This is a genomic window from Bradyrhizobium sp. CCGUVB4N (assembly GCF_024199945.1).
Lineage (GTDB): Bacteria > Pseudomonadota > Alphaproteobacteria > Rhizobiales > Xanthobacteraceae > Bradyrhizobium.
Genome location: NZ_JANADP010000001.1, coordinates 840452 through 864037, shown reverse-complemented (window position 1 = coordinate 864037; position 23586 = coordinate 840452). Strand labels below are relative to the sequence as shown.

Sequence of the window (23586 nt, the reverse complement as noted above, 5' to 3'; positions counted from 1 at the left end):
CTTTGACCAGCTTGATCTTGCCCAGCATCCGGGCAATTCCTGACCTGCCCAGCCGATAGGCTGTGCTTTCACAGCCTCCGTCGCCTTGGTAAGAACGCGTGGCGGAACTCCACCTAACCAGAAAAGCGATTGATCCCAATGGTTACACGTCGTGATGTTGCATCGATTGTCGGACTTGGTGCCCTTGGCGCGGTAACCGCGAGCACGCTGGCCTCTCCGGCCGTGGCCCAGGCGGCCGATCCCAACGAATCGACCTTTGCCCGCATCCGCCGCACCAAGAAGATGCGGATCGGCGCGGTCGGCGGCGGCGCGCCCTATTACATGAAGGACCTCGCCAGCGGCCAGTGGAAGGGCTTTTACGTCGACATCGCCAAGGCGCTTGCCGACGACATGGAAGCCGAGCTCGAGATCACCGAAACCACCTGGGGCAATTCGGTGCTCGATCTGCAGTCCAACAAGATCGACATCTTCTTCGGCCTCAATCCGACCCCGAAGCGCGCGCTGGTGGTCGATTTCTCGGTGCCGGTCTTCAACAACGCCTTCGGCATCCTCTGCAAGAAGGACTTCAAGCCGAAGAGCTGGGCCGAGTTGAACTCGCCCGACGTCAAGATCGCGGTCGACCAGGGCTCCTCGCACGACCAGGTCGTCAGCCGCCTGACGCCGAAGGCGCAGATCTCGCGGCTGAAGACCGCCGACGACGCCACCGCCGCGCTGCAGACGGGCCGCGTCGATGCGCAGTGCCTGATCACCATGCTGTCGCTGACGGTGCTGAAGAAGAACCCCTCGCTCGGCCAGTTCGTGCTGCCGACGCCGATCTTCGCCACGACGTCGAATGCCGGCTTCCGCCGCGAGAACGACAAGACCTTCCGCGACTACGTCAACACCTGGATCGACTTCAACAAGGGCCTCGGCTTCATCCGCAACGCGATCATCACCAACATGGAGCTGGTGGGCGTGACCGAAGCGGACATTCCGCCGGGCGTTTCGCTGTAAGGCATGATGAGCTTGGGTCGAGCTCTGTCGGCGCGCTCCGCTTCTCTCCCTCTCCCGCTTGCGGGAGAGGGTCGGGGTGAGGGTGCCTCCGCTGGCAAGACTCCCCCAGAGGAAAGAGCCCTCACCCGCATCGCATCTTCGATGCGACGCGACCTCTCCCGCAAGCGGGAGAGGTGAAGCAAGAAAGCACGCATGTATCAGTGGGACTTCGGCATCCTCTGGAGCTATCGCTGGCTCTTTCTCAACGGGCTAGGCGTCACCGTCGGCTTCACGGTGGTCATCGTGCTGCTCGGCCTTGTGTTCGGCCTGTTCGGGGCGTTCGGCAGCCTGTCGCGGTTCAAGGCGGTGCGCCTGGTCGCCCTCACCTTCATCGAAGCGTTTCGCTGCACGCCGATCCTGGTGCAGCTGATCTGGTTCTATTACGCGCTGCCGATCCTGGCAGGTGTCGAGATGACGCCGATCACGGCCTCGGCGCTGGCGCTCTCGCTCTATGGCGGCTCGTTCTATTCGGAGATCATCCGCGGCGGCATCATCTCGATCGACAAGGGCCAGTCGGAAGCCGGCGCTGCGCTCGGCATGACGCCGGGGCAGAGCATGCGGCGCATCGTGCTGCCGCAGGCGATCAAGCGCATGATCCCGGCGCTGATGAACCAGTCGATCATCCAGTTCAAGAACACCTCGCTGGTCTCGGTGCTCGCGGTGCCCGATCTGGTCTATCAGAGCCAGGTCGCGGCGCATGACAGCTACCGGCCGCTGGAGACCTACACCGCGGTTGCGGTCGCCTATGCGGCGATCCTGATCCCGCTCACCATCATCGTCCGCCGCGGCGAGAAGCGACTGGCGGTCAGCGAATGAGCGACACCTCGAAAATCGAGATCCGTGGCCTGCGCAAGAGCTTTGGCAGCAACGAGGTCCTGAAGAACATCAATCTCGACGTCGCCAAGGGTGGTGTCGTGGCGCTGATCGGGCCGTCAGGCTCGGGCAAATCGACGCTGCTCCGCTGCATCAATCTCCTGGTCGTGCCCGACGGCGGCAGCGTCCGCGTCGGCGACACGCGCTTTGCGTTCGGTGATGGCTCAAAGCTTCCCGACGTGAAGACACTGGCAAAATTCCGCGCCACCACCGGCATGGTGTTTCAGCACTTCAACCTGTTCCCGCATATGACGACGCTCCAGAACGTGATGGAGGGACCGGTCACGGTGCGGCGCATGGCCAAGGCAGACGCCGAGAAGCTCGCGCGCGCGCAGCTCGCCAAGGTCGGGCTTGCCGAGAAGGCCGACCAATATCCGGCGACGCTCTCCGGCGGCCAGAAGCAGCGCGTCGCGATCGCACGCGCGCTCGCGATGGAGCCGGATGTGATGCTGTTCGACGAGGCAACGTCGGCGCTCGATCCGGAGCTCGTCGGCGAGGTGCTGAACGTGATCCAGCAGCTGGCCTCCGAGGGCATGACCATGGTGATCGTGACCCACGAGATCGCCTTTGCCCGCGAAGTCGCCGACCGCCTGATCTTCATGCGCGACGGTGTCGTGGTCGAGGAAGGCCCGGCGCGGCAGGTGATCGACAATCCGCAGGAAGCCGCGACGCGCGCCTTCCTCAGCCATTTCCACCGCACCGGCGCGCTGCCGCCGGCCACCACAGCATCCTGATGCCCGATATTGACCGCGTCTATCTCGTCACCGGGGCCGCCAGCGGCATCGGTCGCGCCACGGCAAAATTGCTCGCGGCGCCGGGCGTCGCACTTCTGCTGCACACGCGCTCGAACGCGGAAGGTCTCGACGCCACGGCGGCGGAGGCGCAAGCGAACGGCGCTGTAGTCGCAAAATGTCTCGGCGATCTCGCCGAGGAAGCGGCCGTCACCGACGCGCTCAGCGCCACGCAACGCGCCTTTGGCCGGCTGGACGGATTGATCCTGGTCGGCGGCCACGCCCGCCGCGGCAGCGCGATCGGTACGCCGACGGATCAGTTTCGGCAAGCGATGGACGAGTCCGCATTGGCCTTCACGCGGATGGTCGATGCCGCGCTGCCACTGTTGCGCGCCGGGAATGATCCACGCATCGTTGCAGTGTCGTCGTTCGTCGCGCACGCGATCCGGCCCGAGTTCGCGCCCTTCGCGGCCACCGCTGCGAGCCGCTCCGCGCTGGAAGCACTCGTGCGCCTGACCGCCGTTGAGCTCGCCAGGGATGGCATCACCGTCAACGCAGTCGCGCCGGGCCTCATCGTCAAGGACAAGCCGAGCGAAAGCAGGCTGTCGCCCGAGCAGATCGCAGCCACCGAAGCGCTGATTCCGATGCGTCGCCGCGGGCGGCCGGAGGAAGTCGCCGAGATCATCGCCTTCCTGGCGTCCCCGAAAGCATCCTACGTCACCGGCCAGGTCTGGCACGTCAATGGAGGCCTGACATGACCGAAGCAACCGTCGAACGTCTCCGCCTGTTCCTGATCGAGAGCCCGATCAAGATGGCGCGCCTGCAGGGCGTCGGCAACGTCAAGGGCACGGTGAAGCGCGTGCTGATCGAGCTCACCTCGAGCGACGGCGTGGTCGGATGGGGCGAAGCGGCGCCGTGGGAGGTGTTCACGGGAACGCCGGAAGCGGCGTTCGCCGCGCTCAATATCTATCTGCGGCCGATCCTGCTCGGCAAACCTGTGCGCCGTATCCGCGCGCTGATGACCGAGCTCGACCGCGCGCTGGTCGGCCACGCAGAAGCAAAAGTCGCGATCGAGATGGCATTGCTCGATATTGTCGGTAAATCCTCCGGCTTGTCGGTCGCCGATCTCCTCGGCGGCCGCGTGCGCGACACCATTCCGTTGTCGTTCTCGATCGCGGATCCGGATTTCGCCGCCGATCTGGAACGCATGCGCAAGATGGTTCCGGACGGGAACGTCATCTACAAGGTCAAGACCGGCGTAAAGCCACATCGCGAGGACCTCGATCATCTCTCGGCGATCCGCAAGGAATTCGGCGACAAGGTCGACCTTCGCGTCGACTACAACCAGGCGCTGGCGCCGTTCGGCGCCATCAAGATCTTGCGCGATGTCGAGGAGTTCGCACCGACTTTCATCGAGCAGCCGGTGCCGCGCAAATTTCTCGACGTGATGGCGCAACTCACCGCGGCATTGGAAACACCGGTGCTCGCCGACGAAAGCTGCTTCGACCGCCGCGACATGATGGAGGTGGTGCGCCGCGAGGCGGCCGATGCCGTCTCGATCAAGCTGATGAAGGCCGGCGGCCTGTTCGAGGCACAGGCGATCATGGCGATCGCCGACATCGCCGGCCTGCCCGGCTATGGCGGCACGCTATGGGAGGGCGGCATCGGTCTTGCCGCCGGCACGCAGCTGATCGCGGCGACGCCGGGCATCTCGCTCGGCTGCGAGTTCTACATGCCGCATCATGTGCTGACCGAGGACGTGCTCGAGGAGCGCGTCGCCAACCGCGCAGGTCACGTTGTCGTGCCCGATGGCCCCGGCCTTGGCATCCGTGTCAGCGAAGCTTCGATCCGCGCCAATGCGCGGGTGCTGGCAGAGGCGTAAGACGGCGCCACAACCTCGCTGTCGTCCCGGGCAAGCGTCAGCGCAGCGGAACGCCGATCCGGGACGACAGCGGAGCATGCCGCCCCCGCGGCTCCGATCCTTCCCCTCCGGGAATCGGTATCGTATGGTTCGGCCCAACGCGCCCGACCTCATCGGGCATTCTGGAAACACCTATGTCCGATCCCGCCTGGTCGCTGCACTCCCGCCTGAAAGAGGACACCATCGATATCGGCGATCTGCCGCTGTCGAAGGTGCTCGTCATCAAGGACGCGCATTATCCCTGGCTGCTGCTGGTGCCGCGCCGCGCCGATGCGGTCGAGATCATCGATCTCGACGAGGTCCAGCAGGCGCAATTGATGACCGAGATCTCCCGCGTCTCGCGCGCGCTGAAGGAGATCACCAAATGCGACAAGCTCAATGTCGCAGCGCTCGGCAATCTCGTGCCGCAGCTTCACGTTCACATCATCGCGCGCCGCACCGGTGACGCCGCCTGGCCGCGGCCGGTCTGGGGCGTGATGCCGCCGCTCGCGCATGACGCCACTGAAGTACAGAATTTCATCAGCGCACTTCGCCGAAAAATCTGGTTGGGTTGAAAGAACAAGAAATGTCAGCATTCGACTCGTTTCCGCTCGGGCAGCCGGCCTTCGTCACCAACATCCTCGACCGCGCCGCGCATCTGCGCCGCGATGACGAAAAACTGTTCGCGATGGAGCAGAAGCCGTCGTCGCGCGCCTATGTCGTCTACCGCGACTCGCTGCTGGTGAAGCGCGACGGCGACAGGACCCGCGCGCTGCTGTCGATCGACGAGGCGCTGAAATGCGGCGCCAATCCCGGCACGATCTTTCTGGGCCTGCGCGACGACGCGGCGATCTTCGGCATGGGCATGCCGCAAGCGGCCGCCGAAAAGCTGATCGGCCGCGAGGATTTTACCGTCACCGAGTTGCGCGGCATGGCGATGCAGGGCGCGATTCCGCCCGAGGAGCTGTCGGCGATCGCGATGGCGAAGTCGATGGTCAGCTGGCACCAGCGCCACGGCTATTGCGCCAATTGCGGCACCCGCAGCGCGATGAAGGAAGGCGGCTGGAAGCGCGATTGCCCGGCCTGCAAGGCCGAGCACTTTCCGCGCACCGATCCCGTCGTGATCATGCTGGTGGCGTCCGGTGAAAAGTGCCTGCTCGGCCGCCAGAAGCAGTTTCCGCCGGGCATGTATTCCTGCCTTGCCGGCTTCGTCGAAGCCGCCGAGACCATCGAGGACGCGGTGCGCCGCGAGATCCTCGAAGAATCCGGCATTCGCTGCACCGACGTGCAGTATTACATGACGCAGCCCTGGCCCTATCCGTCGTCGCTGATGATCGGCTGCAGCGCACGTGCGCTGAACGAGGACGTCGTCGTCGATCATTCCGAGCTCGAGGATGCACGCTGGTTCACGCGCGAGGAGGCGGCGCTGATGCTGAAGCGCACGCATCCGGACGGGCTCGCCGGCCCGCACCCCTTCGCGATCGCGCATCATCTGCTCGGCCGCTGGGTGCACGACAAGAGCTGACCGCCGATGGCGCTCTCCGAGATCGCGCCGCGCATCCTCTGCATCGGCATTCCCGTGCGCGACCTGACCTTTCGGGTCGAGGCGGTGCCGAAGCGCGGCAGCAAGGCCAATGCCACGCATCTTGCCGAGATCTGCGGCGGCAATGCGCTCAATGCCGCGATCGCGATGGCGCGGCTCGGTGGTCGCATCGCGTTTGCCGGGCCGATGGGCGATGCGCGGGAGACGTCGAGCAGCTTCATCCTCGAGCGGATGGCTGCCGAGGGCATCGACGTCGGGCATATCGTGCGCATGAGGGATGCGGCCACGCCCGTCTCCGCGATCATCATCGACGCGACCGGCGAACGAACGCTGACGATCTATCGCGATCCCGCGCTGTGGGCCGTGACGCTATCGGATGCCGACGAACTCCTCGCCGATTGTCAGGCTGTCCTCGTCGAAAGCCGTTGCGGCACCTTCTGCATCGATCTCTGCATTGAAGCACGCCGGCGCGGCATTCCCGTCATCGTCGGCGTCGACCGCGCGATGGCGCTCACCGACAGTCTGCTCACGGCCGCCTCGCATCTGCTGTTCTCCAGCGAGCAGGTCCAGGAGACCGCCGGCGTCGCTGACGACGGCGAGGCCTTGAAGCGGCTGGCCGGGCTGACGCCTGCCTTCCTCGCCGCCACCCGCGGCCCGCGCGGCACGATCTGGCTGAACGAGGCGGGCACGCTGGAGGAAACCCCGGCTTTTCCGGTCGACGCCGTCGATACGCTCGGCGCCGGCGACGTCTTCCACGGCGCCTTCACGCTTGGGCTTGCCGAGGGCAGCGGCGTGCGGGAGGCGCTGCGATTCGCCGCGGCCGCCGCAGCCCTGAAATGCACCCGCCATGGCGGCGGCCCGGCCGCGCCGCAACGCATTGAAGTTGAAGGGTTTTTACGAGACAGGTATTAGAGCCATTCTGGCTTCCCGCCGAGATTATGGGCTTGCGGTAGAAGATTTTCCTCTATATGACGGAATTCAGCCCTCATATTGGAACAAAGTTCTTCAAATGACCGACGTCGCTGTCCAACTCCCCGAGACCAGCCGCCGCCTCGACGCCATCGACCGCAAGATCCTGATGGTACTCCAGGAGGATGCCTCCCTGTCCGTTGCCGAAATCGGCGACCGCGTCGGGCTGTCCTCGACTCCCTGCTGGAAGCGCATCCAGCGCCTGGAGGCCGACGGCGTCATCCTGAAGCGGGTGGCGCTGGTCGACCAGAACAAGATCGGGCTCGGCATCTCCGTGTTCGTCTCGGTGGAGAGCTCCGATCATTCCGACGCCTGGCTCAAGAAGTTCGCCGAGGCCGTCAGCGCCATGCCCGAGGTGATGGAATTCTACCGCATGGCCGGCGATGTCGATTACATGCTGCGCGTCGTGGTCGCGGACATGCAGGCCTATGACATCTTCTACAAGAAGCTGATCAGCGCCGTGCCGCTGAAGAACGTCACCTCGCGCTTCGCGATGGAGAAGATCAAGTCGGTCACCGCGCTGCCGATCCCGGCCGTGGTCGCGGCGTAAATCCGGCGTTCAGCTCCGGACCCCATCAATTCGAATCAGCGGCAAAGCGCCGCTGATTTCCGTTCGACTCCAATTCCTCGCCCGATTCGGCACCTCGGTAAGCAAGCATTTACCGAGAATTAGGTCCGCTCGCCTATTGTCGCGCCATGGAGGGGAGAACGGCGAATCCGTCCCGGCGGTGGCCCGCCTGGGCAAATGCGACTGCATTGCTGGTCGCAGGCTGGATCGCGCTGGCTATCCTCACCCTACAGGTTCGTCCGGGTGCGACTGTTGTCGCGGTTGCGTTTCCGCCCTGGTGGAGCACGCAGCAGGTTTTTCAGGCTGCGGGATCCGCGCAAGCGGCGATCGTCGGGGCAACCGCCCTTCCCACTCTCCTCGTCGTCCGCCCGGATGACCATGACGGACTGACCCGCCTGCATGATGCCGGCGCATGGTTCGTGATGGACGCGCAAGCGGTCTCAGCATGTTTCGGTAGGTAGCCTTTTGGCGTGGAGCCATTCGGCTCGCAGTCCTGGAGAGGATGAGATGGTTGTCGAGAACGACGGACTGGAATCGCTGCGTCAGACCACCAGCAGAATTCTCGTCGCGGTGCTCTGGTTGCACGTGCCGATCAGCGTGACGGTCGGCCTTGCACTCGGCAAGGCCTGGCTCATCCCCGCAATCTTCATGGCGATCTTCGCGCTCGTCGCGACCCTGTCCTGGCGCATGTCGGGCAATGGCCTCTCCACGCGTCTGGTGTTCTCCGTCGCACTGATGAGCGGCGTGTCGATGTTCACCTGGCAGTTCGAGGGACATCCCTGGCAGATCGACATGCACATGTACTTCTTCGCGGCGCTGGCCTGCACGGTCGCCTATTGCGATTACCGGCCGATCGTCGCCGCAACGGTTGCGGTCGCGCTGCATCACATCGCGCTGAACTTCCTGCTGCCCGCGGCGATCTATCCCGGCGGCTCCGATTTCGGCCGCGTCGTGCTGCATGCGGTGATCCTGCTGATCGAGGCCGGCGTGCTGATCGCGCTGGCGCACAAGCTCCAGGAGCTGTTCGAGACGACGGCGGTGAAGACCGCCGAGGCGCAGACCGCGATGGCCGCGGAAGCGCGCGCCAACCAGGAGCGCGGCGAGGTCGAGCAGCGCGCCAAGCAGGACCGTGAAGCGGCCAAGCAGCGGCTTGCGACCAATTTCGAACGCAGCATCGGCGGCATCGTCGAAGCGGTGGCGATCGCAGCCGGCCAGGTCCAGCATCTGTCGTCCGCGATGAGCAGCAACAGCGCCGACACGGCACGTCAGACCGCAGCCGCAGCGGCAGCCTCGACCCGCGCCTCGGGCAATGTCGAGACGGTGGCCGCCGCGACCGAGGAATTGACCGCGTCGGTCACCAGCATCACGCAGCAGGTCGCCCGCTCCGCCGAGATCGCCGCGCGTGCCGCGGACGAAGCGCGCCGCACCAATCAGGTGGTCGAGGGGCTCGCCAGCGGCACGCAGAAGATCGGCGAGGTCGTCACGCTGATCCAGAACATCGCAAGCCAGACCAATCTCCTCGCGCTGAACGCCACTATCGAGGCGGCGCGCGCCGGCGAGCACGGCAAGGGCTTTGCGGTGGTCGCGAGCGAAGTGAAGGCGCTGGCGAACCAGACCGCAAAAGCCACCGAGGAAATCTCGGCGCAGGTGCAGAACATCCAGAGCGCCACCGGCGATGCCGTCAACGCCATCCAGGCGATCGGTGCGACCATCGCCGAGATCGATGAGATCTCCGGCCAGATCTCCACCGCAGTCGATCAGCAGGGCCTGGCAACGCGCGAGATCGCCGGCAGTCTGCAGCAGGCCGCCACCGGCACCCGTGAGGTCAACGACAACATCACGAGCGTCAGCAAGGCCTCCAACGAAACGGGCGCGGCCGCCTCGAAGATGCACCAGGCCGCCGCCGGACTGTCCTCGCAGTCCGAGCGCCTCAAGGCCGAAGTGGATGGTTTTCTGGGGTCGCTGCGGACGGCGTGAGTCTCGCTTGAAAAGCGCTGTCATCGCCCGGCTTGACCGGGCGATCCAGTACTCCGAGACGCCTGTGATTCACCGAGAAGCCGCGGCGTACTGGATTCCCCGCTTTCGCGGGGAATGACAGCGCAGCATACGGCAAGCGCAGACGCGCGCCTCAAATCTTCTGATTGTACTCGCCGACTTCCGGATGATTACGCAGCACGCTGTTCACCATCTCGAACATGTCGTGCATGCGCTGCTCGGAGACCGGGCTCTCGACCACGACCACGAGCTCCGGCTTGTTCGAAGACGCGCGCACCAGGCCCCAGCTGCCGTCCTCCACCGTGACGCGCACGCCGTTGACGGTGACGAGGTCGCGGATCGACTGTCCCCCGATCTTGGCGCCCTTGGCCTGCAGGCCTTCGAAGTGCTTCACCACTTGGTCAATGACGCCGTACTTGGTCTCGTCGGCGCAATGCGGCGACATGGTCGGCGACGACCAGGTCTTCGGCAGCGCGTCCTTCAGATCGGCCATCGACTTGCCGGGGGCGCGGTCGAGCATGTCGCAGATCGCGATCGCCGAGACGAGGCCGTCGTCATAGCCGCGTCCATACGGCTTGTTGAAGAAGAAGTGGCCGGACTTCTCGAAGCCCGCGAGCGCACCCGTCTCGTTGGTGCGGCGCTTCATGTAGGAATGGCCGGTCTTCCAATAGGCGGTCCTGGCGCCCTGCTTCTGCAGAACGGGATCGGTGATGAACAGGCCGGTCGACTTCACGTCGACGATGAACTGCGCATCCTTGTGGATCGCCGACATGTCGCGCGCCAGCATCACGCCGACCTTGTCGGCGAAGATCTCCTCGCCGGTGTTGTCGACGACGCCGCAGCGATCGCCGTCACCGTCGAAGCCGAGGCCGACATCGGCCTTGTGATGCAGCACCGCGTCGCGGATCGCGTGCAGCATCTCCATGTCTTCCGGATTCGGATTGTATTTCGGGAAGGTGTGATCGAGCTCGGTGTCGAGCGGGATCACCTCGCAACCGATCGCTTCCAGCACCTGCGGCGCGAATGCGCCGGCCGTGCCGTTGCCACAGGCCGCGACGACCTTGAGCTTGCGCTTGAGCTTCGGACGATTGGTGAGGTCGGCGATGTAGCGCGCCGGGTAATTCTCGTGGAACTGGTAGGAGCCGCCGGCCTTGTTCTTGAAATCGGCGTTGAGCACGATCTCCTTCAGCCGCGTCATCTCGTCGGGGCCGAAGGTCAGCGGGCGGTTGGCGCCCATCTTCACGCCGGTCCAGCCATTGTCGTTGTGCGAGGCCGTGACCATGGCGACGCAGGGCACGTCGAGATCGAACTGCGCGAAATAGGCCATCGGCGTCACCGCAAGGCCGATGTCGTGCACCTTGCAGCCCGCCGCCATCAGGCCGGAGATCAGCGCATATTTGATCGAGGCCGAATAGCCGCGGAAATCATGGCCGGTCACGATCTCCTGTTTGACGCCGAGCTCCGCGATCAGTGCGCCCAGCCCCATGCCGAGCGCCTGCACGCCCATGAGGTTGATTTCCTTCTGGAACAACCAGCGCGCGTCGTATTCGCGAAAACCGGTGGGCTTCACCATCGGCTCGGATTCGAAGGCGTAAGTGTTGGGCAACAAGACGGATTTCGGCTTGGGAAACATTGAGACAATCTCGTGAAAAGGGCAGGATTTGGTGCAGCCTTAGCGAATGCCGGGCCGCAGCGGAAGGCGGGAATGAAGGCTTATGGCCGATAATTGCGGCAGTTTGGTAACGGAAAAGCGCGGCCGGGCGCGAGACCTTCCGCTTGGGGCCGTCCCAGGAAATTCGTGCGAATGGCGGTTCGTCAGCGCGACAGGGCGCTCTTACTGCTCCAGCACCATCTGGCTGTTGGCGTATTCGAAACGCTTCAGACGGGACAGGAAGGAGAGGCCGAGCAGATTCTCGGACAACGCTTCATCCGGCAGCACCATGGCATCGACGTCGCGCACGATCAGGCCGCCGACATCCAGCATGGCGATGCGGGTGCGCGCGGCCTTGATGGTGCCGTTGGCGGTGGTGACGGTGGCGTTGTAGTCGCTGCGCGAGGGACGCAGGCCGAAGCGGGCGGCCGAGGTTTCGTTCAGCGCCACCACGGAGGCGCCGGTGTCGACCATGAAGCCGATGCGCTGGCCGTCGATGCGGCCTTCGGTCTGGAAGTGGCCACGGCCATCGCGGGGAATGTTGAGGCTGCGGCCGCCGACCGGCGCCACGGTGGCAACCGCGACCGTCGTCTGCGGCGCCGACGTGGCGGAGGCGGAGCTCATCTTGTCCGCCATCTGCGCCATGAAAGTGCCGAGGCCGATCATGACAGCCGCGATGATCATAATGTTACGCATCACACCACTTCCGAGCCGGAACGCTCGATTTCACCATGCGGCGCGCCCGTTCGCGAGCGACGCCGCGGCCGAGCCGGTGCTATTTTGACGAAAAGGATGAGCGTACGGTTAATGCGACCCGTCCTCATCCTGAGGAGCCCGCTGAAAGCGGGCGTCTCGAAGGATGGCCACGGGCGAGAGCTGGGCCTGCATGGTTCGAGACGCGCGTTCCGCGCTCCTCACCATGAGGGTCGACACTTTCACGTCCCGCGCGGCTTGACCCGCCGGGTGGGCAGCGCGCTTGCCGGATCTTCGGGCCAGGGATGGCGGGGATAGCGGCCGCGCATGTCGGAGCGGACCGCAGCGTAACTGCCGCGCCAAAAACCGGGGAGATCGCGCGTCACCTGCACTGGGCGTTGCGCCGGCGACAGCAATTCCAGCACCAGCGGCACCCTGCCGGCAGCGATCGACGGATGGGTGTTGAGGCCGAACAATTCCTGGAGGCGCACCGCGATGGTCGGCCCCTGCTCGGCCTCGTAGTCGATCGCGAGCACGCTTCCCGTGGGCGCCTCGAAATGCGTCGGCGCCTCGCGGTCGAGCCGCGCGCGCATCTCCCACGGCAGCAGCGCCATCAGCGCATCGGAGAGATCGCCGGCGGAGATATCCTTCAGCGCGATCTTGTCGTAGAGCGCCGGCACCAGCCAGTCGTCGCGCCGCGCGATCAACCCGTCGTTGGAGAGATCGGGCCAGCTGTCGCCTTCCGCCTTGCGCAGGAACATCACGCGGTCGCGCCATTGCTTTGCGGCCTTCGACCAGGGCAACCGATCGAGGCCGGCGGCGATCAGCCCATCGGCAAAGATGCGCGCGGTGTCTTCGGAGGGCGACACGGCAAGCGTGGCCTCGGACAGCGTGATCGCATGCAGCACGCGCTTGCGCCGCGCGCGTAGCGCCATCGCGCCGCGGTCGAAGGAGATCTCGTCGGCCGTGTCGATATGCTCGGCAAAATGCCGCTCGATGTCGTCCTCGGCGATCTGGGCCGCGAGCAGGATGCGGCCGCTCGCAGCCGTCCCCGTCATCTCGCCGATCGCGATATAGGGCGCGCGGGCGAGCGAGGACGTCTGCTCCACCGCGGCGCCACGGCCGTTGGCAAGCACAAAGCTGCCGTTGCCGCGGTTGCGCGCGACGCGATCCGGAAACGCATAGGCGAGCATCAGGCCGGTCGAGAGGTCTTCCTGCTGTCCCGACTTCTCGGACGCCGCGACCTGCGAGGCCCAGCGCCGCGCCAGATCGCGCGCGCTTGCCGCCCGCGGCGAACGGTCGCGGCGAAACTGGTCGCGCCGGTGCTCGAGATCGGCGCTGTCGCCGCCAAGTCCGCGTTCGGTGAGAATGGCCGCGATCTCGGCGGCTTCTTCGCCGCTGCCTGCGCGATGCGAATCCACGATCATGCGCGCCAGCCGCGGCGGCAGCGCCAGCGCGCGCAGGCTCTTGCCCTCCGCCGTGATGCGGCCGTCGCCGTCGAGCGCGTTGAGCTCTTCGAGCAGGCTCTTGGCTTCCTTCCACGCGGGTTGCGGCGGCGGATCGAGAAACGACAAAGCGGCAGGGTCCGCGACGCCCCATTGCGCGAGATCGAGCACCAGCGAGGAGAGGTCGGCGCTCAGGATTTCCGGCTGGGTATAGGGCGCAAGCGACGCCGTCTGCGGCTCGTCCCAGAGCCGGTAGCAGACGCCGGGCTCGGTACGGCCGGCGCGGCCGCGGCGCTGGTCGACCGCGGCGCGCGCGGCGCGCACGGTCTCGAGCCGGGTCAGGCCGATGTCGGGCTCGTAGCGCGGCACACGGGCGAGACCGGAATCGACGACGATGCGCACGCCTTCGATGGTGAGCGACGTCTCCGCGATCGAGGTCGCGAGCACCACCTTGCGCGTCCCCTTCGGCGCCGGCGCGATGGCGCGGTCCTGCACGGCGGCATCGAGCGCGCCAAACAGCGGCACGATCTCGATGCTGGCATCCTGCACGCGCTCACCGAGGAAATTCTGGGTGCGGCGGATTTCGGCGGCACCCGGCAGGAAGGCGAGCACCGAGCCGCTGTCGGCACGGAGCGCCGACGCGATCGCATCCGCCATCTGCCGCTCGATCGGCGCATCCGCCTTGCGGCCGAGATAGCGCGTCTCGACCGGAAAGGCGCGGCCCTCGCTCTCGACGACGGGCGCCTCGCCAAGCAGCTTTGCGACGCGCGCACCATCGAGCGTGGCCGACATCACGAGGATGCGCAGATCCTCGCGCAAGCCCAGCTGCGCATCGCGCGCCAGCGCCAGGCCCATGTCGGCGTCGAGCGAGCGTTCGTGGAATTCGTCGAACAGGACGGCGGCAACGCCCGAGAGCTCGGGATCGTCGAGGATCTGGCGCGTAAAAATGCCTTCGGTCACGACCTCGATGCGCGTGGCCCGCGAGATCTTCGAGCCGAAGCGGACGCGGTAGCCCACGGTTTCGCCGGCGCGCTCGCCGAGCGACTTGGCCATGCGATCGGCGCTGGCGCGGGCCGCAATGCGCCGCGGCTCCAGCACGATGATCTTTTTGCCCTTGGCCCAGGGCGCATCGAGCAGCGCCAGCGGCACCCGCGTGGTCTTGCCGGCGCCGGGCGGGGCAACCAGCACAGCCGCGTTGTGCGCCTCCAGCGTGCGCGAGAGGTCGTCGAGCACGGCATCGATGGGGAGGGGCGTGTCGAAGGTGCGGGGCAAAAGTCTCGGTCCGTCATCGTCCGCCGTGAGCGCAATTATGCGCCGGGGCAGACGATCCAGTCATGTCGGATCCCGGCCATTCCGAAGATCCCAGCGTACTGGATACCCCGCCTTCGCGGGGTATGACAATCATATGTGGCTATCAGCCCTGAACCGACGGCCGGCCGACGCTCTCATAGGTGAAGCCGGCGGCAGCCATGTCTTCGGGGCTGAAGATGTTGCGGAGGTCGACCACGACGGGCTGCACCATGACGCTCTTCAGCCGGTCGAGATCGAGACCACGGAATTGCACCCATTCGGTGACGACGACCAGCGCATCGGCGCCTTGGGCGCAGGAATAGGCGTCCTCGCTATAGGCGATGCTCGGCAACTCGCCCTTGGCCTGCTCCATGCCGACCGGATCGAACGCCTTCACCTTTGCGCCCATGTCGAGGAGGCCGGTGACCAGCGGAATCGACGGCGCATCGCGCATGTCGTCGGTGTCGGGCTTGAAGGTGAGGCCGAGCACGGCGATGGTCTTGCCGCGCAAAGAGCCGCCGAGCGCCTGGCTGACTTTCCGTGCCATCGCGCGCTTGCGGTTCTCGTTGACCGCCAGCACGGATTCGACGATGCGCAAGGACACGTCGTAATCCTGCGCGATCTTGATCAGCGCCTTGGTGTCCTTCGGGAAGCAGGAGCCACCGAAGCCCGGACCGGCATGCAGGAATTTTGTGCCGATGCGGTTATCGAGGCCAATGCCGCGCGCAACTTCCTGAACGTTGGCGCCGACCTTTTCCGAGAGGTCCGCGATCTCGTTGATGAAGGTGATCTTGGTCGCGAGGAACGCGTTGGCGGCGTATTTGATCATCTCGGCGGTGCGGCGCGCGGTGAACATCAGCGGTGCCTGGTTCAGCGACAGCGGACGGTAGATGTCGCCCATCACCTTGCGGCCGCGCTCGTCGGACGTGCCGACCACGACGCGATCGGGGAACTTGAAGTCGCGGATCGCAGCGCCCTCGCGCAGGAACTCCGGATTGGAGGCGACGACGACGTCGGCCTTGGGATTGGCCTCGCGGATGATGCGCTCGACCTCGTCACCGGTGCCGACCGGAACGGTCGACTTCGTCACCACGACGGTGAAGCCGGACAGCGACTGCGCGATCTCTTTCGCGGCAGCATAGACGTAGGAGAGATCGGCGTGGCCATCGCCGCGACGCGACGGTGTGCCGACCGCGATGAACACAGCATCGGCATCCGCGACCGGCTTCGACAGGTCGGTGGTGAAGCTCAGGCGCTTGGCCTTGACGTTGTTCGCGACCAGCTCGTCGAGCCCTGGTTCGTAGATCGGGATCTCGCCGCGATGAAGGCTAGCGATCTTCTTCTCGTCCTTGTCGACACAAATGACGTCGTGACCGAAATCAGCAAAGCAGGCTCCGGACACCAGTCCCACGTAACCCGTGCCGATCATCGTGATGCGCATAGAAGACCCTGTCTGTCTTGGTTAACGAAACCCCAATCCGGGGGCGGTTTAGCATTTTCCCGTCGGGAAGGAAGAGCCTGTGCTCAGAAACCGGCACGCGATTTGTACCGGTAAAGAAGTCGGAAACCACAAGGCCCCACACTGCCCCACGCCCACACAGGACCGGGCGGAACACGCCTCGAAACGGGACACCATGGCATCAACAGGCACAATCGCCGCGAGCGGGGGCACCAAGGGCCCAGCCGCTGCGCGTGTCGATTGGGTCGACTATGCCAAGGGTATCTGCATCGTCATGGTCGTGATGATGCATTCGGTGCTTGGGGTCGAACTCGCCGCCGGCGAGACCGGTTTCATGCATGTCCTGGTGGCCTTCGCAAAGCCGTTCCGGATGCCGGACTTCTTCCTGATTTCGGGCCTGTTCCTGCCGCTGGTGATCGATCGGGACTGGCGAACCTATCTCGATCGCAAGGTTGTGCATTTCGCTTATTTTTATGTCGTCTGGGTGACAATCCAGTTCGCCTTCAAGGCACCTGCGTTCGCGGCCGAAACCAGCTGGCGCGACGCCGGCCTGCTCTATCTCGAATCCTTCATCGAGCCGTTCGGCACGCTCTGGTTCATCTACCTGCTGCCGATCTTCTTCGTCGTCACAAAACTGACACGGCGAATCCCCGCACCCGCGATCTGGCTCGTGGCGGCCGCGCTGGAGACGGCGCGCATCACGACCGGCTGGACCGCGATCGACGAGTTCTGCGCGCGCTTCGTCTATTTCTATTCGGGCTATCTGTTCGCGCCCTACGTGTTCGCATTGTCGGACCGCGCGCGCAGCCATCCCGCACGCGCGCTTGCAGCGCTCGCGAGCTGGGCGCTGGTCAATGCCGGCCTCGTCGCGTTCGGCGCCAGCGAATGGAAGATCGTCTCGCTCGTGCTCGGCTTCGCCGGCGCGTGCGCCATCATCACGTCGGGCACGCTGCTGGCCCGCATGCATTGGCTGAATTTCTTCCGCTTCTGTGGCGAGCATTCGATCGTGATCTATCTCGCCTTCTTCCTGCCGATGGCGGCGACGCGCACGCTGCTGCTGCGTACCGGCATCATCCCGGACATCGGCACGGTGTCGCTGATCGTCACCATCGTCGGCGTGCTGGGATCGCTCGCGATCTGGCGGCTGGCTCTGCGGTTCAATGCGCACTTCCTGTTCGAGCGGCCGGATGCATTCTGGATCGCGCCGAAGAAGGCCGGGCCGGTGTTGCAGGCGGCGGAGTAGCTTGTCGTCCCGGCGAAAGCCGGGACCCATACCGCGTGATCTATCGATAGATTGCGGCCTCCGTACCACGCCCCAATTAACTGCCGATCTTCGCCAAATTTCTCCCTGTGATTATGGGTCCCGGCCCCCCGTGCGCAATTGCGCACTAGGCCGGGACGACAATTGAGTGTGGGATGCGCCCAAAAATCCCCCTCCCAAGGCTGTCTTTTGCCGCAAAAATTCATACATTGCGGCCATGCCAAAAACCTCCCCGAAGACCTCCGCCAAAGCCGACACCAAATCCGCTGCTGCGACAGCTGCTGCCAAACCGGTCGCGGCGAAGGCGGCCGGCAAGGGCGACCACATTTTCCTGGTCGACGGTTCCGGCTACATCTTCCGCGCCTATCACGCGCTGCCGCCGCTCAACCGCAAGTCCGACGGGCTGCAAGTCAATGCCGTGCTGGGTTTCTGCAACATGCTGTGGAAGCTGTTGCGCGACATGCCCGCCGACAACCGGCCGACACATCTCGCCATCGTGTTCGACAAGTCGGAAGTCACGTTCCGCAACAAGATCTACCCCGACTACAAGGCGCACCGGCCGCCGGCGCCTGATGATCTGATCCCGCAGTTCGCTCTGATCCGCGAGGCCGTGCGCGCCTTCGACCTGCCCTGCCTGGAGCAAGGCGGTTTCGAGGCCGACGATCTCATCGCGACCTATGCGCGGCAGGCCAGCGACCGCGGCGCCCACACGACCATCGTGTCCTCCGACAAGGATCTGATGCAGCTCGTGAACGACAAGATCACGATGTACGACACCATGAAGGATCGCCGCATCGGGATTCCCGAGGTGATCGAGAAGTTCGGCGTGCCGCCGGAGAAGGTGGTCGAAGTCCAGGCGCTGGCCGGCGATTCCACCGACAATGTGCCGGGAGTGCCCGGGATCGGCATCAAGACCGCGGCGCAGCTGATCGTCGAATATGGCGACCTCGAACAGCTCCTGTTCCGCGCCACCGAGATCAAGCAGCCGAAGCGGCGCGAAGCGCTGATCGAGAATGCCGAGAAGGCGCGCGTCTCGCGCCAGCTCGTGCTGCTCGACGACAAGGTTGATCTCGAGGTGCCGCTCGATGACCTCGCCGTCCACGAACCGGATGCGCGCAAGCTGATCGCCTTCCTGAAGGCGATGGAATTCACCACGCTCACGCGCCGCGTTGCCGACCATTCGCAGATCGACCCCGCCAATGTCGATGCCGATGCGTCGAACAGCAGCGGGGCGAGAGGCGGCGACAGCACGAAGGCAAAATCGTCCGAGACGTCAGGCGATCTCTTCGCGGCTCCTGCGGTGCCCGCCAAGGGTGGTGACAAGGGCGACAAATCGGCGAGCCTCAAGGGCGCGCCGATCTCGCTCGCCGCTGCGCGCGAAGAGGCGCTGCGCAAGCTTCCGGTCGATCGCACCAAGTACCAGGCGATCAAGTCGCTGAACGAGCTCAACGCCTTTATCGCGCGCATCCATGATGCCGGTCATGTCGCGATCGAGATCAAGGCGAACTCGATCGATCCGATGCAGGCCGATCTCTGCGGCATCGCGCTGGCGCTGGCGCCGAACGAGGCCTGCTATGTGCCGCTGGCGCACAAGCAGTCCGGCGGCGACGGCGGCCTGTTCGACGCGGGCCTTGCGCCGGATCAGGTCAAGCATGCAGATGCGATCGAAGCACTGCGCCCGGTGCTGGAATCGGCGGGTATTCTCAAGATCGGCTTCGACGTCAAATTCGCGGCCGTGATGCTGGCGCAACACGGCATCACCTTGCGCAACGCCGACGATGCGAAACTGATCTCCTACGTGCTGGACGCCGGTCGGGGCTCGCATGAGCTGGACTCGTTGTCCGAGCGCTGGTTCGGTCACGCCATGCTGAAGGAGAGCGAGCTGCTCGGCAGCGGCAAGGGCAAGATCACCTTCGACCAGGTGCCGATCGACAAGGCCGCGCCACTGTCGGCCGAAGGCGCCGACATCGCCCTGCGTGTCTGGCGCGTGCTGAAGCCGCGCCTCACAGCCGAGCACATGGCCACCGTCTACGAGACGCTGGAGCGGCCGCTGGTCTCCGTGCTTGCGCGGATGGAGCGGCGCGGCATTTCGATCGACCGGCAGGTGCTGTCGCGTCTGTCCGGGGACTTCGCCCAGACCGCGGCGCGCGTCGAGGCCGAGATCCAGGAGATCGCGGGCGAGCCCGTCAATGTCGGCAGCCCCAAGCAGATCGGCGACATCCTGTTCGGCAAGATGGGACTCTCAGGCGGCACCAAGACCAAGACCGGCGCGTGGTCGACCACGGCACAGGTGCTGGACGAGCTCGCCGAGCAGGGCCACGATTTTCCGCGGAAGATTCTGGAGTGGCGCCAGGTCTCGAAACTGAAATCGACTTACACCGACGCGCTGCCGACCTATGTCAATCCGCAGACCCATCGCGTCCACACGACCTACGCGCTGGCCGCGACCACGACGGGCCGGCTGTCCTCGAACGAGCCGAACCTGCAGAACATCCCGGTGCGCACCGAGGACGGCCGAAAAATCCGCCGCGCCTTCATCGCAACACCCGGGCATAAGCTCGTCTCTGCCGACTATTCGCAGATCGAGTTGCGGCTGCTGGCGGAGATCGCCGACATTCCCGTGCTGAAGCAGGCGTTCCGCGATGGGCTCGACATTCACGCGATGACCGCGTCCGAAATGTTCGGCGTGCCGATCAAGGGCATGCCGAGCGAGATCCGCCGCCGCGCCAAGGCGATCAATTTCGGCATCATCTACGGCATCTCGGCGTTCGGCCTCGCCAACCAGCTCGGCATCGCCCGCGAGGAAGCCTCGGCCTACATCAAGAAGTACTTTGAGCGCTTCCCCGGCATCCGCGCCTATATGGACGAGACACGGGATTTCTGCCGGCAACACGGCTACGTCACCACGCTGTTCGGCCGCAAATGCCACTATCCCGACATCAAGGCCTCCAACGCCTCGGTGCGCGCCTTCAACGAGCGCGCCGCGATCAACGCGCGTCTCCAAGGCACCGCCGCCGACATCATCCGCCGCGCCATGACGCGCGTGGAGGACGCGCTGGCCGAGAAGAAGCTCTCGGCGCAGATGCTGCTCCAGGTGCATGACGAATTGATCTTCGAGGTGCCCGACGCGGAAGTCGAGAAGACGTTGCCCGTCGTGCAGCACGTCATGCAGGACGCGCCATTCCCGGCCGTGCTGCTGTCGGTGCCGCTGCATGTCGACGCGCGCGCCGCGAACAATTGGGACGAGGCGCACTGACGGCCGCCGCGATGAAGATCGCCGCTATCTCCGGCAGCCTGCGTGCAGGCTCGAGCAATACCGCAGTCCTGCGCGCGGCCGCGCGGCTCGCGCCTGCTGGTGTCGAGGTGATCCTGTTCGAGGGCATTGCGGACCTGCCCTTCTTCAATCCGGATCTCGATGGCGATGATGTGCCTGCGCCGGTCGGCGCGATGCGCGCTCTGATCGGGAGCGTCGATGGCCTGCTGATCTCGAGCCCCGAATATGCACGCGGCGTCGCGGGCGTGCTGAAGAACGCGCTCGACTGGCTGGTCGGCAGTCACGAATTTCCCGACAAGCCGGTTGCCTTGATCAACACGTCGCCACGGGCGACGCACGCGCTCGCCGCCCTGACGCTGACGCTGGAGACGATGTCGGCCCGGCTCGCCACGGAGGCCTGCGTGACGCTGCCGCTGCTCGGCGGTGCCTGGGACGAGCACAGCATCGTCGCCGATCCCACACTTGCCGAGCCATTGCGTCTGGCAATGGAGAGCTTTGCTTCGTTCATCGCCACCGTGCAGGCAGAGGCGTAGGACCCGCGAACGCGAATTGTCCTCCGTGCAATTGCGCGATGGCTCCATGGCGCCGCGCGTATTAGAAGGCGTGCATCTCCCGCACCGGTTCATCATGCCCCATACCTCCGCCCTGCTCGGCTTCGCCCTCGTCTGCCTCGGTCTCGTGCTCACGCCCGGGCCGAACATGATCTATCTGATCTCGCGCTCGATCACGCAGGGGCCGGCGGCCGGCATCGTCTCGCTCGGCGGCGTCGCGCTGGGATTCGTGTTCTACATGCTGTGCGCGGCATTCGGCATCACCGCGCTGCTGCTCGCGATTCCCTTCGCTTATGATGCGCTGCGCTTCGCCGGCGCCGGCTACATGCTGTGGCTCGCCTGGCAGGCGGTGAAGCCGGGCGGGCGCTCGCCATTCCAGGTGAAGCAGCTGTCGATCGACAGCCCGCGCAAATTGTTTGCGATGGGGCTCGTCACCAATCTGCTCAATCCGAAGATCGCGATGCTGTATCTGGCGCTGCTGCCGCAGTTCATCGACCCCACGGCCGGCAGCGTGCTGACGCAGTCGGTGGTGCTGGGCGCGATCCAGATCGCGCTCAGTGTCAGCGTCAATGCGATCATCGCCCTCGGAGCCGGATCGATCGCGCTGTTCCTGGCGAGCCGGCCAAGCTGGATGCTGGTGCAGCGCTGGCTGATGGGCACCGTGCTGGCCGGACTTGCCGTGCGGATGGCGGTGGAAGCGCGGAAGGTGTAGTCCAACCACGAAGAAAGCTCTCGTGTCCCGGACGCGCTGCAGCGCTCTTGCGCTGCTGCGCAGAGCCGGGACCCAGAAAGCCAAGAACGAGATCGTAGAGGCATGGGCCCCGGCTCAGCGCCGCACCGCTTGCGCGCTGCAGCGCGTCCGGAGCACGAGAGGTGATCGCTTGACTAATCCAGCTTCGCCTCCATCCCCCGCTTCACGGCCGGGCGCGCCATCAGGGCGTCGTACCAGCGCTTGACGTTGGGGAAGTCGGCAAGCTCGACCTTGTGCCGAGGGTGGCGCCAGGCCCAGCCCAGAATGGCGAAATCGGCAACCGAAAGATCGCCGGCGACGAAGTCGCGGCCGTCGAGACGACGGTCCAGCACGCCGTAGAGCCTGCGCGTCTCCGCCATGTAACGCTTCAACCCGTAGGCGCGGTCCTGCTCGTTCTCGAGCGCGATGAAATGGTGCACCTGGCCCGGCATCGGCCCGAAACCGCCCATCTGCCACATCAGCCATTCGTAGACGGGGATCCGGCCGGCCAGCGATGTCGGCAGGAATTTACCGGTCTTTTCGCCGAGATAGAGCAGGATCGCGCCGGACTCGAAGATGCTGACCGGCTTGCCGTCCGGCCCCTCGGGGTCGAGGATCGCGGGAATCTTGTTGTTCGGGGAGAGTTTCAGGAACCCCGGCGCCATCTGCTCGCCCTTGGAGATGTTCACCGGGACCACCTTGTAGGGCAGCCCCATTTCCTCCAGTGCGACCGAGATCTTGCGGCCGTTCGGCGTGTTCCAGGTGTGCAGCTCGATGGTCATTTTTGCCTGTTTCCTTGCCCAGTTTCCTGCCCGGGATATCGGGCATCCACCTACCCCAGAAAGTTGCAGCCCCACAACCGGCGCGCAGGGATGGCCGATCCCTATTGACGGGGGACGCCCCCTCTGGAATGTCACCGCCGTCGCGGATAAATTCCGCCACCTCCAAGAACGCCCCCGAGGGACCGCCGTGTCGAAATCCGCCTCCCGCGCCCGCCTGTTCGAAATCATCCGCCGCCGCTCCTTCGGCCGGGGCGAGGTGACGCTCGCGTCGGGCCGCAAGAGCGATTTCTATTTCAACCTCAAGCCGACCATGATGGACCCGGAGGGCGCGACGCTGCTCGCCGAGCTCACCTTCGAGACGCTGAAGGACGACAATCTCGACTTCATCGGCGGGCTGGAGATGGGCGCGGTGCCGCTGGCCGGCGCGCTGGCGCAGATCTCCTGGATCAAGGGCCATCCGATCGCGGCCTTCTTTGTGCGCAAGAAGCCGAAGGAGCATGGCGCGAGATTAGCAATCGAAGGCTTGCCGAAGGGCGAGACGCTTGCAGGCAAGCGCGTCGTGATCGTCGAGGACGTCACCACCACTGGCGGCTCGGCGATGAAGGCCGTGGAATCCGTGCGCGAGACCGGTGCCGAAGTGGTGCTGGTGCTGACCATGGTCGACCGCGAGGAAGGCGCCACCGACACCTTTGGTGCGGCCGGCCTGCCGTTCCGCTCGCTGTACAAGGCGTCGGAATTTTTGAAGGCGTAACGGCGCGAGGCGCCCCCTCAACCGCTCATTTACCATCCCGCTTTATGGTGAATCATGTGCTGAGACCTGATGGTCCCGGCCGGTTTGG

Annotated in this window: 20 protein-coding genes; 15 read left to right on the top strand and 5 right to left on the bottom strand. The window is 65.2% G+C overall.

The genetic code is table 11. The annotated features are described in order from the left end of the window. Nucleotides 1-138 precede the first annotated feature (138 nt). From NLM31_RS04060 to NLM31_RS04010, 10 genes are all read left to right on the top strand, one after another. On the top strand, nt 139-993 hold the full coding sequence (locus NLM31_RS04060; RefSeq protein ID WP_254128025.1) for a transporter substrate-binding domain-containing protein: 855 nt from the start codon (nt 139-141) through the stop codon (nt 991-993). Between the two features lie 192 nt (nt 994-1185). Continuing rightward, nucleotides 1186-1848 carry an amino acid ABC transporter permease gene (locus NLM31_RS04055; protein ID WP_254123809.1) on the top strand — a complete coding sequence of 221 codons (663 nt, stop codon included), beginning with the start codon at nt 1186-1188 and terminating at the stop codon, nt 1846-1848. Next, nucleotides 1845-2639, top strand: a complete 795-nt coding sequence (locus tag NLM31_RS04050; protein ID WP_254128024.1) for an amino acid ABC transporter ATP-binding protein — start codon at nt 1845-1847, stop codon at nt 2637-2639. The genes NLM31_RS04055 and NLM31_RS04050 overlap by 4 nt, the downstream gene beginning before the upstream one ends. Further along, entirely contained in the window at nt 2639-3394 is a 756-nt protein-coding gene (locus NLM31_RS04045) for an SDR family NAD(P)-dependent oxidoreductase (RefSeq protein ID WP_254128023.1), read from the top strand. The genes NLM31_RS04050 and NLM31_RS04045 overlap by 1 nt, the downstream gene beginning before the upstream one ends. After that, nucleotides 3391-4518: a muconate cycloisomerase family protein gene (locus tag NLM31_RS04040; protein ID WP_254191540.1), complete on the top strand. Its 1128-nt coding sequence runs from the start codon at nt 3391-3393 to the stop codon at nt 4516-4518. The genes NLM31_RS04045 and NLM31_RS04040 overlap by 4 nt, the downstream gene beginning before the upstream one ends. Nucleotides 4519-4691: 173 nt before the next feature. Beyond that, complete coding sequence (locus NLM31_RS04035) at nt 4692-5111, top strand: HIT domain-containing protein (RefSeq protein ID WP_148751635.1); 420 nt, start codon at nt 4692-4694, stop codon at nt 5109-5111. An 11-nt stretch (nt 5112-5122) separates the two neighbouring features. Then, nucleotides 5123-6061, top strand: a complete 939-nt coding sequence (gene nudC / locus NLM31_RS04030; RefSeq protein ID WP_254128021.1) for an NAD(+) diphosphatase — start codon at nt 5123-5125, stop codon at nt 6059-6061. A gap of 6 nt (nt 6062-6067) precedes the next feature. Then, nucleotides 6068-6991, top strand: a complete 924-nt coding sequence (locus NLM31_RS04025) for a sugar kinase (protein ID WP_254128020.1) — start codon at nt 6068-6070, stop codon at nt 6989-6991. 97 nt (nt 6992-7088) lie between these two features. Beyond that, nucleotides 7089-7598 carry an Lrp/AsnC family transcriptional regulator gene (locus tag NLM31_RS04020; RefSeq protein ID WP_200470386.1) on the top strand — a complete coding sequence of 170 codons (510 nt, stop codon included), beginning with the start codon at nt 7089-7091 and terminating at the stop codon, nt 7596-7598. Nucleotides 7599-8123: 525 nt separating this feature from the next. After that, nucleotides 8124-9593 (top strand): methyl-accepting chemotaxis protein, encoded by a 1470-nt coding sequence (locus tag NLM31_RS04010; RefSeq protein ID WP_254191539.1) that lies wholly within the window; start codon nt 8124-8126, stop codon nt 9591-9593. Between the two features lie 151 nt (nt 9594-9744). On the opposite strand, the gene NLM31_RS04005 is transcribed toward NLM31_RS04010, so the two are convergent. The 4 genes from NLM31_RS04005 to NLM31_RS03990 all read right to left on the bottom strand — a co-directional run bounded on the left by NLM31_RS04005 (nt 9745) and on the right by NLM31_RS03990 (nt 16131). After that, nucleotides 9745-11244: a phosphomannomutase/phosphoglucomutase gene (locus tag NLM31_RS04005; protein WP_254191538.1), complete on the bottom strand. Its 1500-nt coding sequence runs from the start codon at nt 11242-11244 to the stop codon at nt 9745-9747. 201 nt (nt 11245-11445) lie between these two features. After that, the gene (locus tag NLM31_RS04000) at nt 11446-11958 is read right to left on the bottom strand and encodes a TIGR02281 family clan AA aspartic protease (protein WP_254191537.1); all 513 of its coding nucleotides are present in this window, start codon (nt 11956-11958) and stop codon (nt 11446-11448) included. A gap of 239 nt (nt 11959-12197) precedes the next feature. Then, a complete protein-coding gene (gene hrpB, locus NLM31_RS03995; protein WP_254191536.1) occupies nt 12198-14672 on the bottom strand; it encodes an ATP-dependent helicase HrpB in 2475 nt (824 codons plus the stop codon). A 142-nt stretch (nt 14673-14814) separates the two neighbouring features. Continuing rightward, a complete protein-coding gene (locus NLM31_RS03990) occupies nt 14815-16131 on the bottom strand; it encodes a UDP-glucose/GDP-mannose dehydrogenase family protein (protein WP_254191535.1) in 1317 nt (438 codons plus the stop codon). 193 nt (nt 16132-16324) lie between these two features. On the opposite strand from NLM31_RS03990, the gene NLM31_RS03985 reads away from it, so the two are divergent. The 4 genes from NLM31_RS03985 to NLM31_RS03970 all read left to right on the top strand — a co-directional run bounded on the left by NLM31_RS03985 (nt 16325) and on the right by NLM31_RS03970 (nt 21947). Further along, a complete protein-coding gene (locus tag NLM31_RS03985; protein ID WP_254191534.1) occupies nt 16325-17392 on the top strand; it encodes an acyltransferase family protein in 1068 nt (355 codons plus the stop codon). Between the two features lie 235 nt (nt 17393-17627). After that, nucleotides 17628-20666 carry a DNA polymerase I gene (gene polA, locus NLM31_RS03980; RefSeq protein WP_254191533.1) on the top strand — a complete coding sequence of 1013 codons (3039 nt, stop codon included), beginning with the start codon at nt 17628-17630 and terminating at the stop codon, nt 20664-20666. Between the two features lie 11 nt (nt 20667-20677). Beyond that, nucleotides 20678-21217, top strand: a complete 540-nt coding sequence (locus NLM31_RS03975; RefSeq protein WP_254191532.1) for an NADPH-dependent FMN reductase — start codon at nt 20678-20680, stop codon at nt 21215-21217. A 94-nt stretch (nt 21218-21311) separates the two neighbouring features. Beyond that, nucleotides 21312-21947 (top strand): LysE family translocator, encoded by a 636-nt coding sequence (locus tag NLM31_RS03970; RefSeq protein ID WP_254128010.1) that lies wholly within the window; start codon nt 21312-21314, stop codon nt 21945-21947. A 173-nt stretch (nt 21948-22120) separates the two neighbouring features. On the opposite strand, the gene NLM31_RS03965 is transcribed toward NLM31_RS03970, so the two are convergent. Then, nucleotides 22121-22747, bottom strand: coding sequence for a glutathione S-transferase family protein (locus NLM31_RS03965; RefSeq protein WP_254191531.1), 627 nt, complete (start codon nt 22745-22747; stop codon nt 22121-22123). A 187-nt stretch (nt 22748-22934) separates the two neighbouring features. Here NLM31_RS03965 and pyrE point away from each other — a divergent pair, with 187 nt between their 5' ends. Beyond that, nucleotides 22935-23498 carry an orotate phosphoribosyltransferase gene (pyrE, locus tag NLM31_RS03960; RefSeq protein ID WP_254128008.1) on the top strand — a complete coding sequence of 188 codons (564 nt, stop codon included), beginning with the start codon at nt 22935-22937 and terminating at the stop codon, nt 23496-23498. The last annotated feature ends 88 nt before the right edge of the window (nt 23499-23586 follow it).